This is a genomic window from Pandoraea communis, from assembly GCF_902459745.1.
Taxonomy (GTDB): Bacteria; Pseudomonadota; Gammaproteobacteria; order Burkholderiales; family Burkholderiaceae; genus Pandoraea; species Pandoraea communis.
The window spans coordinates 158670-174313 of the sequence record NZ_CABPSJ010000006.1 but is presented as its reverse complement, the minus strand read 5'-3'; the positions used below and the strand labels follow the sequence as shown (position 1 = coordinate 174313).

The 15644-nt window shown below is 59.1% G+C and carries 13 protein-coding genes; 4 read left to right on the top strand and 9 right to left on the bottom strand.

Annotated elements, in window-relative coordinates; genetic code table 11:
- Positions 1-13 precede the first annotated feature (13 nt).
- From mhpA to PCO31110_RS20515, 3 genes are all read right to left on the bottom strand, one after another.
- A complete protein-coding gene (mhpA, locus tag PCO31110_RS20525) occupies positions 14-1717 on the bottom strand; it encodes a bifunctional 3-(3-hydroxy-phenyl)propionate/3-hydroxycinnamic acid hydroxylase MhpA (protein WP_246189920.1) in 1704 nt (567 codons plus the stop codon).
- 48 nt (positions 1718-1765) lie between these two features.
- Entirely contained in the window at positions 1766-2704 is a 939-nt protein-coding gene (locus tag PCO31110_RS20520; RefSeq protein ID WP_010808759.1) for a VOC family protein, read from the bottom strand.
- 64 nt (positions 2705-2768) lie between these two features.
- Positions 2769-3620, bottom strand: coding sequence for a fumarylacetoacetate hydrolase family protein (locus PCO31110_RS20515; protein WP_010808758.1), 852 nt, complete (start codon positions 3618-3620; stop codon positions 2769-2771).
- Positions 3621-3835: 215 nt separating this feature from the next.
- Here PCO31110_RS20515 and PCO31110_RS20510 point away from each other — a divergent pair, with 215 nt between their 5' ends.
- On the top strand, positions 3836-4447 hold the full coding sequence (locus PCO31110_RS20510; protein WP_246189919.1) for a TetR/AcrR family transcriptional regulator: 612 nt from the start codon (positions 3836-3838) through the stop codon (positions 4445-4447).
- Between the two features lie 219 nt (positions 4448-4666).
- On the opposite strand, the gene PCO31110_RS20505 is transcribed toward PCO31110_RS20510, so the two are convergent.
- From PCO31110_RS20505 to PCO31110_RS20495, 3 genes are all read right to left on the bottom strand, one after another.
- Entirely contained in the window at positions 4667-5083 is a 417-nt protein-coding gene (locus PCO31110_RS20505; RefSeq protein ID WP_150691289.1) for a cupin domain-containing protein, read from the bottom strand.
- Between the two features lie 123 nt (positions 5084-5206).
- On the bottom strand, positions 5207-5983 hold the full coding sequence (locus PCO31110_RS20500; protein ID WP_150691288.1) for a 3-hydroxybutyrate dehydrogenase: 777 nt from the start codon (positions 5981-5983) through the stop codon (positions 5207-5209).
- Positions 5984-6030: 47 nt separating this feature from the next.
- Positions 6031-7431, bottom strand: coding sequence for a GntP family permease (locus tag PCO31110_RS20495; protein ID WP_010808754.1), 1401 nt, complete (start codon positions 7429-7431; stop codon positions 6031-6033).
- A gap of 419 nt (positions 7432-7850) precedes the next feature.
- On the opposite strand from PCO31110_RS20495, the gene PCO31110_RS20490 reads away from it, so the two are divergent.
- The 3 genes from PCO31110_RS20490 (at position 7851) to PCO31110_RS20480 (ending at position 12099) form a co-directional block, all read left to right on the top strand.
- Positions 7851-9281 (top strand): sigma-54 interaction domain-containing protein, encoded by a 1431-nt coding sequence (locus tag PCO31110_RS20490; protein ID WP_370855847.1) that lies wholly within the window; start codon positions 7851-7853, stop codon positions 9279-9281.
- A 191-nt stretch (positions 9282-9472) separates the two neighbouring features.
- Positions 9473-10399 (top strand): AraC family transcriptional regulator, encoded by a 927-nt coding sequence (locus PCO31110_RS20485; RefSeq protein WP_246189918.1) that lies wholly within the window; start codon positions 9473-9475, stop codon positions 10397-10399.
- 278 nt (positions 10400-10677) lie between these two features.
- Positions 10678-12099 (top strand): DUF1254 domain-containing protein, encoded by a 1422-nt coding sequence (locus PCO31110_RS20480; protein ID WP_036662296.1) that lies wholly within the window; start codon positions 10678-10680, stop codon positions 12097-12099.
- 36 nt (positions 12100-12135) lie between these two features.
- Here the strand turns inward: PCO31110_RS20480 and PCO31110_RS20475 are convergent, their stop codons facing one another.
- The 3 genes from PCO31110_RS20475 to PCO31110_RS20465 all read right to left on the bottom strand — a co-directional run bounded on the left by PCO31110_RS20475 (position 12136) and on the right by PCO31110_RS20465 (position 15442).
- Positions 12136-12789 (bottom strand): aspartate/glutamate racemase family protein, encoded by a 654-nt coding sequence (locus PCO31110_RS20475; RefSeq protein ID WP_036662293.1) that lies wholly within the window; start codon positions 12787-12789, stop codon positions 12136-12138.
- Between the two features lie 19 nt (positions 12790-12808).
- Positions 12809-14242 carry an MFS transporter gene (locus tag PCO31110_RS20470; RefSeq protein WP_150691285.1) on the bottom strand — a complete coding sequence of 478 codons (1434 nt, stop codon included), beginning with the start codon at positions 14240-14242 and terminating at the stop codon, positions 12809-12811.
- A 357-nt stretch (positions 14243-14599) separates the two neighbouring features.
- A complete protein-coding gene (locus PCO31110_RS20465; protein ID WP_010808748.1) occupies positions 14600-15442 on the bottom strand; it encodes a MurR/RpiR family transcriptional regulator in 843 nt (280 codons plus the stop codon).
- Positions 15443-15644 lie beyond the last annotated feature (202 nt).

Here is a 15644-nt window from a genome sequence, read left to right as displayed (position 1 = left end):
ATCGCTCCTCGTTTCACAACGCCGCTACCGCATCACAAGCATCCCGTTTCGTGCCCCTCTGCGATGCCAGTTCCAGTCCCGAAGCAAGCAGGCTAATCAGTGCCGGCAACTCGGTCAGTGACTCGACTGCACCAAACACGTAGTAATCAGGCCGAACGATCATTGCCTTCGCGCCGTGCCTCGCCAGGAAATCGCTGTACTTGCCGCTGACGTCGAACAGCACTCGACCGGCAACCACCTTGCTCTCGTCTCGAGTTATCCCAACGGTCTGCGCCCCGATGCTCGCAATCGTCGCAAGCGAATCGGCGTCGATCAGCATCTCCGGATCGGCATCGAGTGCGATGACGTGGAAACCGTTCTGCATCGCTTCGTCATAGCGCATCGTTTCGTTATCGTTTCGGATCTGGCCGTGCACACTCAACTGACCGGCAATGCCACCCGTTGCTGAGCTTTGATCCGCGCGGATCAGGCCGTCGGTCAGACCGGGGAACGGCGGAAGCGGCGGGACACGGCCGGACAGGTACGCCTCGTCGCGCTTTGCCGCTTCTGCCGGGTCGGAGATGCACACGAGACGTCCCATCGCAATGGACGCGTCGATGATCGCGCGCACCTGCGGGCGTCTTTCCGGGGTGTAGCCGTCAAAGAGATCGGGCGAAGCGATGCCCTTGAGAACCAGATCGAAACGCCAGGCGAGATTCCAAACGTCGCGCATGCCCGAACACAGACCCTGGCCCATGAATGGCGGCATTTGGTGCGCGGCGTCGCCGGCAAGCAAGACACGCCCTTTGCGCCAGTTTTTGGCAATCAACGAGCGGAACGTATAGACGGCATGTCGAACCAGGGTTGCCTGATCCGGCCTGACCCACGGCGAAAGCAGTTCCCACACTCTCTCCGTCTTCTGCATTTCGTCCAACGTTTCGTGCGGCAGGCGCATGAATTCCCAGCGCCGGTATCCGGGGCCACCGGGAACCATCGTCGTAGGACGAGCCGGATTGCACCATTGGCCGATGTCAGGCACGTCGAGCGTTACGCCCTCGTTCGGTTTCAGGTCGATGACGAGCCAATCTTCCTGGAACCCCAAATCCTCGAATTCGATGTCGCTGGCTTTGCGCACAAAGCTGTTGGCTCCGTCCGCACCGACCACATAACGTGCCCGGACAATCCGCTTTTCATCCGTTGCTGCGAGTTTTCCGTTCTCCATGCCAATGCGCTGAAGAACCACTTCGCAGTATTCGGGAAGCTGACGCAGTTCCACGGCCTCCCACCCTTGATTGACGGAGATGGCGGGAATCGACTTCGCCTTTTGGTCGAGCAGTGCCTCAAGGTTCGGCTGATTGAAGAGATAGCAGTTCGGGCCATCACTGATCGATTCCGCAGACCAGTCGATTTCCACGAGCGTTTTCCAGTCGGCGTTGAACCACTGGTACGTGGCGGACGGTTGCGAGACTGCTTCGATCGCTTTGCCTATCCCCATCGCATGAAATACGCGCCGAATTTCATGATCGTGAACCACCGCGCGGGGCAGCGGATACAGCGACGGCCAACGGTCGAAAACCGCGACGTCATAACCGCGCTCGCCGAGCATGATGCTGAGGGATTGTCCGATTGGCCCGTAGCCGATCACGGCCACATCGTGAATTTTGTCTTCAAACATATTAGGATACCTAAATAAATATGTGCGACTCCCTGGCGCCAAACATAGGCAGCCATACGGCACAAATCTAGAAATGAGATTGCTTAGCCTTGCGGCTTCACACCCGGGCGCTTATACCGGCGCCTCAGTGTTATGAATGAAATTCTGCGGAACCGGCGGTCCCCACAGATATAGCGAATCTTCGGGGGGGTAATCACCCGCAGGCCATTGATGCCCAGCGGTAACGAAATCGATGTCAGCCGAGTATTCGCAGAATGATCCCCATGGATCTTCGACGTAATGGAAATAATTCGATCCGAGGACGTGCCGGCCTGTGCCCCACCCTTTCGTATAACCAGCAGCCGCCATTTGCGACGCACCTTCGCCCACGACGTTGATGTTGTCCACGTCCCACGCCGAGTGATGCCAGCCGCGCGCGCTGCTCTTCGCGAATGCAACGAGATGGTGATCGCTGCCGTGCGGGGCATGAGTGAATGCAATCACATCGGCCGAGCGATCGGATAATCGAAGGCCCAAGGCCTTCGAGTAAAAATCGAGCGCACGCGAAACATCGGGCGTGAACAGAAGCAGATGTGACAAGCGTCGCGGCCGCACGCTCTGGGACGATGAACGGGTATGGGAGCCGCGCTCGTCGGCGGCGCAGACATCCACTTTGCTTGGCGATTTCGCCGACGGACTGGTTTTCGGTCCGACCTTCACCTGAATCAGGTTGCCGTCGGGATCGTGGAACCCGAAACCCTGCGCGTCGGGTACGTCGCTCGTTTCGATGGTCGCGCCAGCCGCTCGAACCTGGGCGCGCAGCCCCTCCAGATCCCCCTCGAAACAATTGAAGCTCAGCCACGCCAGACTTTTCTTCTCGGCGGGCAGCACACGTGCCCAGCGATGGCCGTCGGCAGCACGAAGCTCAAGCTCCGAACCCGTGGCCCCCACTCTCCTCACATTGAGTCCGAATGCACTGAAAAACCGCTCGGCCACGTCAACCGAGGGAACGTTAAGCGCGAAATGGTCTATCGAATGCACGGCCACGCCTGCGGAAATCACGCTATCCATGATTCGTCTCCTACCTCCGTGGAATTTGGCCCGGCTCTATGGCCGGGTACCCTGATCAAACGCTTCAGATCACCGCTTCGTCGGCAATGACGTTTCGCAGCGTGCCGATCTTCTCCACGGTCACTTCGCAAACGTCGCCGGCTTTCATCAACAGCTTGGGTGCACGTGCCCAGCCGATGCCGGCTGGCGTACCCGTCACGATCACATCCCCGGCCTCAAGCGTGATCGCCTCGCTAATGACGCTGATCAGCGTCGCCACATCGTAGATCATGTCGTTCGTGCTGGCCGACTGCACGACCTCACCGTTCAGGCGCGTCTCAAGTTTCAGTCCCTTGATGCCCGGTGGCAGTTCATCCGCCGTCACGAGATCCGGGCCGAATGCGCCGGTACCGTCGAAGTTCTTGCCAACCGTCCATTGCGGCGCCTTGAACTGGTATTCGCGTACCGAACCGTCGTTGAACACCGAATAGCCGAGCACATGCGAGAGCGCGTCAGCCTTGGCGATATGACGGCCACCCTCGCCGATCACGGCGGCAATTTCGCCCTCGAAGTCCAACCCCTCGGAGTCGGTTACGCGTGGACGGATCATCGGCTGCTCGTGCGCAATCAGACTCGTAGCGACACGGAAGAACAGTGTCGGATACTCAGGCTGCTTATACGGACTCTCGGCGGTGTGGTCCGCGTAGTTCAGACCCACGCAGATGATCTTTGGCGGACGACTCAGCGGCGGAAGGAATTTCAGTCCGGCCGGGTCCACATATTCCTCTTGCGAACCCTGGCTGTTGGCATAGGCCAGAAGATTCACCCCGCGCGCAAGCAGCGACTCCAACGTCTCTTCACCCAGCACCCGCACCTTATCGCCTTCGCGCACACCGAGCGCTGCCTTGCCGTTACGTTCGAAACTGACCAATCGCATATTTGTCTCCAATGACTCGCCGCAATAGGGATCTTCGGCGATGATTTGATGAATTTGTCAAAACGTATTTGGCTACGATTTGACAAAATCGTCAATACTAGGACTTACCCGATAAACCCGCGCTCAACAACGCGTACAATTCACCGATGGATACACCGACCAAGAACTATCAAAGCCGAGTTGGCGCGTTGCGCCGGGAGAAGACGCGCAACCGTTTGATCGAGAGCGCGCTCGCCGTGTTTGCCGGAAAAGGGCCGGACGCTGCGACGATTGAGGATTTCATTGCTGCCGCGGGTGTTGCGCGGGGCACGTTCTACAACTACTTCCAAACAACTGACGAATTGCTTGCCGCCGTCGCTGGCGAAACCAGTGACGAAGTCCTGGACGTCATCGATCCGGTCGTGCAGAACGAATCCGATCCTGCATGTCGCGTCGTAGTGGGTTCGCGGCTATATATGGGCATGGCCGCGCGTTATCCCATGTGGGGAGCATTCGTGACTCGGGTCGGTGCTCGGCGGGGATCGCGCGGGAGACTGCTTGATGAATATCTGACTCGAGACTTGCAAGCCGCAATCGCGAGCGGAAGATTCAAGGTCGGGGACATTACGGTGGCACGCGACATCGCCTTGGGATCGATCATGTACGGCATCGCCACATTGGTGTCCGGCGAGGCGCCTGCCGACTACACGGAGCAGGCAATGTTCGCGCTGTTGCAAGCGTTCGGTGTGAGCGCGCGGGAGGCACGCAAGATCGCTTGGGCACCGCTCGCCGAGTGTCGAGAGCCACGCGGCGTCATCTTTCAGAAAAATCGCGCGGAGGCCGCTTAAACCCAGCGAGCGCAGCCACGCTCCTCGTGGTGATTGTCGCTTGGGTGAGATTTCCGAGGGCTAAGGCGAAAAATCAAAACTGTCCGGTCTCCCGGCGTCTGGCGTGCGCGTGCTTGAGCGCGTTCATTGCCGCAACCGAATCCAGATCTCAATGGATGACGATGAAAAATGAGTCGGTAGCGGCCTGTCGCATCGCCTGTTCCGCAGGTGCGATGAGCCTCACCATTTCGCCGGAGCCGGCACCTCGCATGGCCCTTCAACGCCAACGCTCGTAAAATCCGCTGGCCCGACGACTTCCAGATATTCCATATCCGGCGAGTAGTCGAAGAGAAAGTGACGGATGCCGGGGCGCTGGTGCACGCAATCGCCGGCTTCGACGAGCGTTTCCTTGTCCTCGTACATGAACTTGGCCCAGCCTTTGAGCATGTACACGATATGGAAGTCGGCGCCGTGGATATGCCATCCCGTCCCGGCCTCGGGTGCGCTGTTGGCGCGAACCAGATGGGCGATAACCTTGCCGCCGGTAGCGTCCGAAATACCGAGATCTCGGTACACGAAGAAGTCACGCAGCCCGCCGCTGACGAACGCGGTGTCGCCCGGCTTGATGTGAGAGAACTTGTTTTCGTTGCTGTTCATGATGTATGTCCCGGCTCGGAAGAAACTAGGGGTTAGGAAGATGGCGCCACGGAATCTTTCACAAACGTTCTGACATCGACGGACCCAAGCTCGTCAGCAAGGGTCCGGACTACTGGTTAAGCGTTACTGCGCGGTCCAACCACCGTCGACGGCCCACGTTGCGCCGCGCACCTCGGACGCCAGCGGCGAGCAGAGCGTCAGGGCCACATTTCCGAGAGCTTCGGGTGTCACGAACTCCCCCGACGGCTGCTTTTCTCCCAGCAAGCGAGCACGCGCGTCGTCGGCAGACAAGTTTTCGCGCTTGGCCAGATCGTCGATCTGCTTCTGCACCAACGGTGTCAGCACAAAACCCGGGCAAATGGCGTTGCACGTCACACCGGTCTTCGCAGTTTCCAGTGCCGTGACCTTCGTCAGTCCCACCAGCCCGTGCTTGGCCGCCACGTAGGCCGATTTGTTCGTGGAGCCGACCAGGCCATGCACCGATGCGATGTTGATAATCCGCCCCCAGTTCCGCTCACGCATGCCCGGAAGGGCGAGGCGCGTCGTATGGAAGGCCGAGCTGAGGTTGATCGCAATGATGTCGTCCCATTTGTCCGGATCGAAGGTCGCGATGGGGGAGACATGCTGAATGCCGGCATTGTTGACGAGAATGTCGACGCCGCCGAAGCGCGCTTGCGCGGCCGCAAACATCGCTTCGATCTCATGAGCGCTGCGCATATCCGCTGCATGGTGGATGACTTGTGCGCCAATCGATTCGATGGCCGAGACGGCAGCATCTGCATCGCCAAAGCCGTTGAGCACGAGGTTTGCGCCCGCGTGTGCGAGCACTTGGGCGATGCCCAGGCCGATGCCACTGGTCGAGCCGGTGACAAGCGCGGTTTTTCCCTTGAGAGTCGTCATGGTGTCGCCTGAAGAAAGCGTGAGGATGGAGTGCGCGCCTGTCATGTTCAAACCAGGCCAGTCGCGTAGTAGAGCGCGATGACGAAGAACACGGCCATCGTCTTGATGACGGTCACGGCGAAAATGTCCCGATACGATTCGCGGTGCGTCAAGCCGGTGACGGCGAGCAGCGTGATGACGGCGCCGTTGTGCGGCAGTGTGTCCATGCCGCCGCTGGCCATCGCAACAACGCGATGCAGCACCTCGAGCGGAATGTGCATCTCCTGCGCGGCCTTGATGAAGGTATCGGACATCGCGGCAAGCGCAATGCTCATACCACCTGAAGCCGAGCCCGTAATGCCTGCAAGTGTCGAGACCGACACGGCAGCGTTGACGAGCGGATTGGGAATGCTCTTCAGGGCGTCTGCCACCACCAGAAAGCCCGGCAGCGCGGCGATGACACCGCCGAAACCGTACTCCGAAGCCGTATTGAGCGTGGCGAGCAACGCCCCGGAAACGGCGACCTTGGTGCCATTCGCGAATCGGTCGCGGACTTTACTGAAAGCCGTAATCAGTACCAGCAGGATACCGGTGAGCAACGCGCCTTCCACGGCCCAGATAGCGACCACGCTGTTGATCGAGACCGACAACGGCGCATGAAGCCCGGGAAGAAGGTCCGGGGTCACATCGAAGCGATCGCCATACCAATGCGGAATAGCCTTCGTGAGCGCATAGTTGACCACGCCGACGAGGATCAACGGCGTAATGGCCAGGAAAGGATTCGGCAAGTTGTCCGAATTCACGCGCTCGGGTTCATTGAGCAGCGAAGTGCCATAGCCTTCGCCATTGGCCGCGGCAACCCGGCGGCGCCATTCGAGATAGGTCAGCCCGACCACGATGATGAAGAGCGCGCCGGCGATGCCGAGCACCGGTGCGGCCCACGCCGTGGTCTTGAAGAATGTGGTGGGGATGATGTTCTGGATTTGCGGCGTGCCCGGGAGCGAATCCATCGTGAAACTGAAAGCCCCTAACGCAATGGCGCCGGGCATCAACCGTTTCGGAATATTGCTCTGCCGGTAGAGTTCTGCCGCGAACGGATAGACGGCGAACACAACGACGAACAACGAAACGCCGCCGTAGGTGAGCAGCGCACACACCGCGACGATGACGGCATTGGCCCGTGTGCGTCCGATGTACTTGATCGCTGCCGCGACGATGGACTCCGAGAAGCCGGACAGTTCAATGACTTTGCCGAATACGGCGCCGAGCAGGAAGACGGGCAGATAGAGTTTGACGAAGCCGACCAGCTTCTCCATGAAGATGCCGGAAAAAACGGGGGCGACGGCTTCGGGGCTGGTCAGCAGGATAGCGCCCAGCGCAGCAATGGGGGCAAAGAGAATCACGCTATAGCCGCGATATGCGACCAACATCAGAAACGCCAGTGCGGCGAGCACGATGAGAAACGACATCTTGTCTCCAGTATGTTTGCCTGCACTTCGTTGTGCAGGTTGATGTTCTTAAGGCCGGCTGCCCATACGCAAAAAGTATGCCGTGATGGCTTAAGTCGTTGATCGGGAAGGACTCCGACATGGATTGCGTGCTTTACGCAGTCGGTCGGCCAAGGGGAAGCCGCAGTATGGCGGCGAAATGTCTCAATTTCGAGACAGTGGTGTGAGCGCCGCACCTGCCGTGGGGCGAGTCATCAGGGAATATTCGCTGAGACCAGCATTTTCACTGATGGAGCGCATGTCTCGATTCGTGGAATAATCGTCTCGAAATGGAGACTGACGACAATTCCAATATGTACGAAGACGAAAAACCGGACCCGATTGCGTTGGGCGAGCAACGTGGGTTGCTCTCCGACTATGCATTTGTTCGCAAGCAGGCGATGCAATCGCTGTTCGAGACGCTCGACACTTCCAGCGAAGGCACCGTTGTCGTGGATAGCGATGCGCGAATTGTCTGGATCAATCGGAGCTACGCTGAGCGATTTGGATTCACCAATCCGGACGCCGTGATCGGGCTCGATTGCGAAGTCGTGATTCCGAACAGCCTGATGCGCGAAGTCGTCACGACCGGCAGGCCAATCCTGCTCGATATTCTCGAGACGGGGCAGGAGCCTCTGGTGGTCACCCGGCTGCCGATCAAGGATTCGCACGGCAAGACGGTGGGCGCGGTGGGGTTCGCATTGTTCGATGAGTTGAAGGTGCTGACTCCCATGTTCAGCACGTACTCGCGACTGCAGTCGGAACTTCTCGCGACCCGTCAGTCGCTCGCACAGGCGAGGCGGGCAAAATACAGTTTTTCGAGTTTCGTCGGCACCAGCGCGGCAAGTCTGGAGACGAAGCGCCTCGGGCGCCGCGCGGCTCAGCTCGATTCGCCGGTGTTGCTGCTCGGTGAAACGGGCACGGGAAAGGAGTTGCTGGCGCACGCGATTCACGGCGCGTCTCCACGGGCCGACAAGCCGCTCGTCAGCGTCAATGTCGCCGCTATTCCCGACGCGTTGCTAGAAGTCGAATTCTTCGGCGCGGCAGCCGGTGCGTACACTGGCGCAGACCGGAAGGGGCGGACCGGCAAGTTCGAGTTGGCGCAGGGAGGAACGCTCTTCCTCGATGAAATCGGCGACATGCCGCTGCCGCTGCAAGGCAAGTTGCTACGCGTCTTGCAGGAGCGGGAGTTCGAGCCGATCGGCTCGAACCGCGTGGTGCAGATGGATGTGCGCATCATTGCCGCCACCTCGGCCGATTTGCCGACGCTCGTTGCGCAGGGGCGATTCCGTGCGGATTTGTACTATCGGCTCAATGTGCTGATGATTCGGGTGCCGCCGTTGCGCGACCGTCCGTCGGACATCGAAGCCATGTCCTATGCCATTCTGGACAGGCTGAGTTCGCAGCGCGACGCAGGTCATCTGGAACTGGACGAGGGGGCTGTCAAGCGACTCATGGCCTATCACTGGCCCGGCAATGTGCGAGAGCTTCAAAACACACTTGAGCGCGTCGCGTTGCTCTCCGAGAGCGAGCGCATCGATGCGCTCGCGCTGGCGCGCTTCATTGACGACGGGCGTGGTTCGACGAGCGAAGCCAGTGCACTGGATGTCGCCAAGGCCGCCGATGTGACCGAGGCGACACCTGCGGAGCGGGTGGTGGAGTGGAAACGATACGATGACGCGATGAAGGCGTTCGAGCGGCAATTCCTCACCGAGTCTCTGCGCGCCGCCGGCGGACGGGTGTCCGAGGCGGCTGCCCGGTTGGGCATGGGGCGAGCGACGTTGTACAAAAAGATGGCATTGCTCGGCATTGACCTGCTCACCTCCGAATAGTCCTACGACGGTGTGGCGTCATTTGCCTCCGCAGTCGGGCATAATCTGCTATCAAGTACATAGGTTACCTAATCGTTTGTACTTGCATTTTCGCGAACGCAAACGATTTCCATCCGTACTGCCTCAGGGAATTGGTGTCAGCGCCTATGTCGAATGCCGTGCCAACAATCAGGCTCAGAAGCTTTCTGCAAATGGCGCCCTATCTCGCCATGCGGGGGGTGTCGTCGCTGGAGTTTCTCCGGCGGCTCGGTATTTCGTCGGACTTCTTTCAAAACCCCGATATCTGGTTGCCACAGACGGCCTGCTTTCGTATCGGCAACGAAATGGCAGATATTACACAGGATCCATTCGGTGGCGCATATGTAGGATTCCTGACAGAAATACGCTCACTCGGCGCATGGGGAGAGTCGATATTGGGTTCGGAAAACATTGCTCAGGCTTGTGCGATGGCTGCCTCCAATTCGGCCTTGCTGCATCAAGGGGGCAAAGTGAAGATCGTCACCGAAGGCCGCACGACGAAACTGATTCATCAGTTCAGGGGGCCATGCGAAGCCGATCCGAGGCATTTCATCCTGGGTAGTCTTGCCGTGCTCAGGAAAATTCCCCTCATGTCCGGTGAGCCTTCCGCCATACGCGTACACATCAAAATGCCAAGAGCGAGAGGGGATGATGCCCTCGAAGAATGCCTGGGCCAGAACCTCGAAACGAGCGCGGAGTACAACATGATCGAGTTCGACCGCGATTTGCTCGACAGTCCCCTGCAACATACTCGGGATAATGCGAGGAAAATCACGGAAGCCATCAGATCGACGCTTGAAACGGCAAACACACTCATCACGCGGATATCGGATCGGGATCAATCAAAACTTGCCACTATTTCAAGAAGCGTTGGGCTGTCTCCCCGAACGCTGCAACGCCGCCTCAATTATTGCGGTGTCGACTTCGATGCCTTACGTGACGAGACGCGTCGACTTGAGGCGCTCCAGCTAATTTCTCGCGGTAATTATTCCGCGACCGAAATTGCGTATATGGTCGGCTATAGCGATCAAGCACACTTTACTCGCGCCTTCAAACGCTGGACCGGGAGCATCCCGTCGCGCTATCGCTTCACCTCATAAATGGTAAGGCCCACCCAAAGACGTCTCTCCGTCAATTAGGGCTAGAGACTCTGCGTCTTCGTTTTTGGCGCCAAATGGCAAGTTTCCATCGAGTCGTTCTTATATAGTCCGCAAGAACAGTTACGAGGCCAACTGGCTGTGCGGCGCGCGATCCATGCGCCATCCAATTATTTTTCTTATACAAATAGGAATGCGAACGAACGGCCTGACTGTCGGCGCGACGGCACGTTTCTGATCCCGCCCGTACGTCAGGTGGTTCACAACCCAGGGGTACACGTATGAAGATCACTCGTCGTTCTGTATTGTTAGGTGGATTGGGCTTGGCCGCCGGCTCCGCAATGACCCGGTCGGCGCTTGCCGCGCAGGGGGCCTTTGACGCTTCCGGCGACCGTTCCGAGGATTCGCAACTGGCGATCGATGCTTACGTCTTTGGGTACCCATTAGTGACGATGGAGATGACCCGGCGGATTATCTCCAATGTCTCCGAGATAGCGGGCTCGCGCGGACCGATGGGGCACATCATCAAGATGCGCAGCTATCCTGACGCAGCGTTCAGGGACGTCACAGCGCCGAACGCCGACACGCTCTACACAAACGCCTTCTTCGACGTTGGCAGCGAGCCTTGGGTGCTCAGTATCCCCGATATGAAGGGGCGCTATTTCCTGATGCCAATGCTTGATGGCTGGACAACAGTATTCCAGGTTCCGGGTAAGCGCACGACGGGCACTGGCGCGCAGACGTATGCGATCACCGGTCCGGGCTGGAAAGGAACACTTCCCGAGGGCGTGAAAGAATACAAGTCGTCCACCAGTATCGTGTGGCTGCTTGGCCGTATCTATTGCACTGGAACACCGGAAGACTACGCCGAGGTCCACAGGCTGCAAGACGAGTTCAAGCTTGTTCCGCTCAGTGCCTATGGCAAGCCTTACACACCGCCGCCAGGCAAGGTCGACCCGTCAATCGACATGAAGACGGCGGTACGCGATCAGGTCAATCGCATGGATGCGGTGTCCTACTTCTCTCTGCTTTGTGAACTGATGAAGACGAACCCGCCGTCAGCTGCCGATGCGGCTCACGTCGCGAGGTTCGCGCGCATCGGCATTGTCCCCGGCAAGCGCTTTGACGAGAGCAAGCTCAAAGGGGATTTCGTCAAGCGCGTTCCGGAGGTCGGGTTTAACAGGATCATGCAGCAATACAAGACGCTCAAGAACGAGAACGGTTGGTCGTACACGACCCGTACCGGCGTCTACGGCACCGATTACCTGACGCGGGCCCTCGTCACCGCCATCGGGCTCGGGGCAAACCGCCCGCAGGACGCGCTCTATCCGACCTCGAACCTGGATGTGAAGGGGCGAAAATACAACGGGTCGAACAAGTACGTCATGCATTTCCCCAAAGGCCGTTTGCCGCCTGTAGAGGGGTTCTGGTCGTTGACGATGTATGACGACGGCTACTTCTTCGTGAACAATGCGCTCAACCGATATGCGATCAGTGCGCGCCAAAATCTGCGGGTCAACGCAGACGGCTCGACCGATCTCTACATCCAGAAGGATTCGCCTGGTAAGGATAAGGAGTCGAACTGGCTTCCGGCGCCTCCCGGGGACTTCATTCTCATGTTGAGAATGTATTGGCCGAGCGAGACGGACCCGTCCATCATCAATGGAACATGGACCATTCCTGCCGCCCGGATGGTTAGCTGAGGGGGTATCGATCCCCCGGCGCGCCCGAGCCTGCTATCAATCCGGCCTCAGCATTCTCGAGAGCCTACGCATTGCGGCAGGTATCGGCGCGATCACCGGCACTTGGAAGCGGTGTGCGAGTCCGATTGCCGCTTGCCCGAGCGGGCCACCGCCGATGACGACGGCTTCGGCGCCGTCCTGTTCGACACATGCGGACACCACGGCTGCGAGCGCTTCCTCAAGGCGAAGCGGATCGGACGTGAGTTCTTGCGGATTCCCGCTGGTCAGGCGGGTGCCGGTATAAACACTGCTCAAGCCGAGTGCGTCCACGCTGGCGTCGATCGACTCGACCAAATCCGGTGTGACCGTCGCGATGCCAAACCGCCTCCCATCCTGCGCCGCCTCCAGAATCGACGACTCGCAGATACCGACGACGGGCACGTCGGTCAGTTCGCGCAGCAAGTGGATTCCGGGGTCTCCGAACGCGCTGATCACAACGCCATATACCTTCGTCGTGTGTCGTTTCCAGACTTCCACAACCTCGCCGGCAGCCGCGTGAAGGCGCGGCGCATCGACAATCATCGGCACGCCGCGTGTCGCGGTCGCTCCGCTCACCGTGTAGCCGGGCGGCGCGCAGGACTGGGCGATCGCAACCATCATTGCGGTCGTTTCGGTCGAGGTGTTTGGATTGAGCAGCAGGATTTCGCGCATATCGAGAGAGCGTGATAGGTCAGCCATGAACGGTTGCTGCTACGTTCGGTTGGGTGTCGAGATCGGCGGATTCATCGAGCTTATGTCCATATGTTTCGGGAGCGAACTGGATGACGGCGGTAAATATCGCGTACATCACGGCGATCAAACCGAACACGCCGGCGATCCCTTGCAAGTCGAACAAGCGGCCCGACACGAGTGGCATCAGCGCGCCCGCCGTCGTGCCGAGGGCGAGGATGAACGAGGTGCCGAACGCTCTCACCCGTGTCGGGAAAAGTTCGGGCGCGTAAATCCAGATCGTCGTGTTGAGCAGCAGGACAAAGAACTGGAACAGGGCACCGCATGCGAGGATCAATAAGATACTCTTCGCGAGGAAGCCAAAAGCAAGCGCGGCGAAACAAGCGAGCACCGCACCGATCGTCAAAACGCGCTTTCTCGGGAAGTGATAGCCGAGCAGCGCTGCCGCAGAGGCGCCGAATAAGCTGCCGCCTTGCATGATCAGCGTAAATACGAGACTGCGCGTGATCGTGTAGCCCTGCGCGACGAGAATCGTCGGCATCAGTGTCAACACGGAAATCTGCGCGCCATAAGTCATCCAGATGGCGATGCCAACGGAACACGTACGACGCGCAAGACGGCCGCGGAAAATGTCGAGCACGTTCACTTTTTCGTTACCGGCTGCCGCCGGCATGTTTTCCGACACGTAAATCTTCACCTCTGCCGGCTCGCCCGTCAGCTTACCGGTGGCCAGCTTGGCAAGTACGACGTTCGTCTCACGGAACCTGCCTTTGGCGAGGAGAAAGCGAGGCGTCTCCGGAATGATATGCCGGTAAAACGCGGCGAGTATCGCGGGAACCACCAGGCAGGCGAATAACCAGCGCCAGCCGTCGGGGCCGGGAAAGACGGCGAATACTGCGATGCCGAAAGCCGGTGCGAGAAAGTTGCCGAGACCGCCAGCCCCGACATTCACGAGGCCCACGGCCGTGCCGCGAAATTTCTGCGAGCAGAATTCGGCAAGCATGGTGACGGCAATTGCGATTTCACCGCCGAGACCGAAGCCCACGATGGCGCGCCCCACGCAGAGGACGACAAACGTCGGCGCCAGCGCACAGATTACCGCGCCAAGCGTGAACAGCAGGAGGTCGGCGGTCAGCATCATGCGACGGCCGAATCGGTCGGCTATGTAGCCCGAGACCAGCCGACCGAGTGCGGCCGACGCGAACGTCACGGTATTGAGCAGGCCAATGTCAGTGGCGCTCAGGCCCCACTGTGCTCGCAACATCGGTGCGATAAGGCCGACGGCGTTCTGCTCGAAACTGTCGAACAGGCAACCGATTAGGATCAACAGGATGATGGTCTTGTGTGCGGGTGTGACGCCGATGTTGTCGAGCGCCTGATCGAGCTGCGCAGAGCTTGTGAGCGTAGAAGACGCGCTATTCGGTGTGCTGGCCATGATCGCCCCTTTCAGGTGTTGACGGTGACGAATGCGGCCACCGCTTCGTCCGTGAGGCGATCCTACGATTTCAATTTATATTTATCAAGAAATATTAATTTCACGTACGTGAGATGCTAAGTGACTGTGTTTTCAATGCTTTTCAAGCTGCACCGTAGTCGATCATTGCTGGGTTGAATGTGCACATTCGGGGTGCGGGAAGTGGGCCGAAAAGCGTGTTTCTCCCCTTGTTAATGCATGTGACACTTGGGTGTGCATCGGGGTGGTGCAATTCATGTTTCTCTTTTTGGAGATACATGAAATTTCAGTTCCGTCAGTCGCCGGCGTGCGGAATGTCATACGGCGAACAGACTGACGTCAAAGTTCTCCCATGTGATCATGTGCGCTCTCGATCGCACTCAGGCGTTTTCGCCCGCGAGTTCCCGCATGTTCAAGGACCTTCGTCGCGAGCAGCCCGCACAGACCGAGCACGGCGACATGATTATCGAGCGGCCCCGGCGCCGTGGTCTCGCAGTTGATCGACCAGGTAGCGCCCTGATGTTCTGGCGCCTGTTGATCGGTGATGTAGAGGGTCTTCGTGCCTGCCGACGCGGCGTAATCGAGGATCGCATCCGTTTGCGGGACGCGACGGCGCAGACCGAAGACCACGACGAAATCCTTTGCTTCCATGCTTGCGAGATGTTCGCCGACGGTCTCGCCCGGACCGGGCAACACGATGACGCGCTCCACGACCTGAAGAATTTGCCAGCGGAAGTAGCTGGCGAAGGGTTGACTGCTGCGGAAGCCGAACACGAACACTTGTCGCGCGGCCACGATGGCCTTCGCAATTCTGTCGATCTCCGTGTTCGACAGACGCCCGAATGTGCCGGTCAGGTTCAGCGCGCCCTGGTTGGCATGGGCTTCCACCGCATTGGGGCTGGCAGCTTTGGCCGAGTCGGAAAGCAGCAACGCCGCGCCAGTCTGTTTCTCGTCGCGAACATGACGCCGCGCTTCTTCGTAGCCGGGATAACCGAGACGCCGCACGAAGCGGCTGACAGTGGCCTTGGAGACCTCGGCGAGTTCGGCAAGCTCGGCGCCCGTGTAACTGGCCAGATCGCCGGGAAAATCGAGCACGAATTCGGCCAGCCGACGCTCTGCGGCGGGCAACTCGTTCAATTGTGAGCGGATTCGCCCCACGAAGGATCGCGATGCGGCTTGCATAGTGGGTTTCTCGATATCGCAACGCTGTGCGCTGAAGCGCGGTGCTCAGGGTAGGGGCGGCGATGGTTTGACGCGGCTAGTTTCGCCGAATTATATCTGCGATGGCGGCTGACGAAGTCGCTCGGCTAATAGCCGCAACGGTGCTGCCAGGTTCATCGCACCCGTGCCCCACCGCCGCTGCCCGACACCTTCCGTGACGATT

Excerpts from the sequence above, each read along its gene's own strand:
- PCO31110_RS20520 (WP_010808759.1), bottom strand. The coding sequence starts at position 2,704 with ATGGATAGCGTGATTTCCGCAGGCGTGGCCGTGCATTCGATAGACCAT.
- PCO31110_RS20515 (WP_010808758.1), bottom strand. The coding sequence starts at position 3,620 with ATGCGATTGGTCAGTTTCGAACGTAACGGCAAGGCAGCGCTCGGTGTG.
- PCO31110_RS20505 (WP_150691289.1), bottom strand. The coding sequence starts at position 5,083 with ATGAACAGCAACGAAAACAAGTTCTCTCACATCAAGCCGGGCGACACC.
- PCO31110_RS20500 (WP_150691288.1), bottom strand. The coding sequence starts at position 5,983 with ATGACGACTCTCAAGGGAAAAACCGCGCTTGTCACCGGCTCGACCAGT.
- PCO31110_RS20495 (WP_010808754.1), bottom strand. The coding sequence starts at position 7,431 with ATGTCGTTTCTCATCGTGCTCGCCGCACTGGCGTTTCTGATGTTGGTC.
- PCO31110_RS20490 (WP_370855847.1), top strand. The coding sequence starts at position 7,851 with ATGCAATCGCTGTTCGAGACGCTCGACACTTCCAGCGAAGGCACCGTT.
- PCO31110_RS20485 (WP_246189918.1), top strand. The coding sequence starts at position 9,473 with ATGGCGCCCTATCTCGCCATGCGGGGGGTGTCGTCGCTGGAGTTTCTC.
- PCO31110_RS20480 (WP_036662296.1), top strand. The coding sequence starts at position 10,678 with ATGAAGATCACTCGTCGTTCTGTATTGTTAGGTGGATTGGGCTTGGCC.
- PCO31110_RS20475 (WP_036662293.1), bottom strand. The coding sequence starts at position 12,789 with ATGCGCGAAATCCTGCTGCTCAATCCAAACACCTCGACCGAAACGACC.
- PCO31110_RS20470 (WP_150691285.1), bottom strand. The coding sequence starts at position 14,242 with ATGGCCAGCACACCGAATAGCGCGTCTTCTACGCTCACAAGCTCTGCG.
- PCO31110_RS20465 (WP_010808748.1), bottom strand. The coding sequence starts at position 15,442 with ATGCAAGCCGCATCGCGATCCTTCGTGGGGCGAATCCGCTCACAATTG.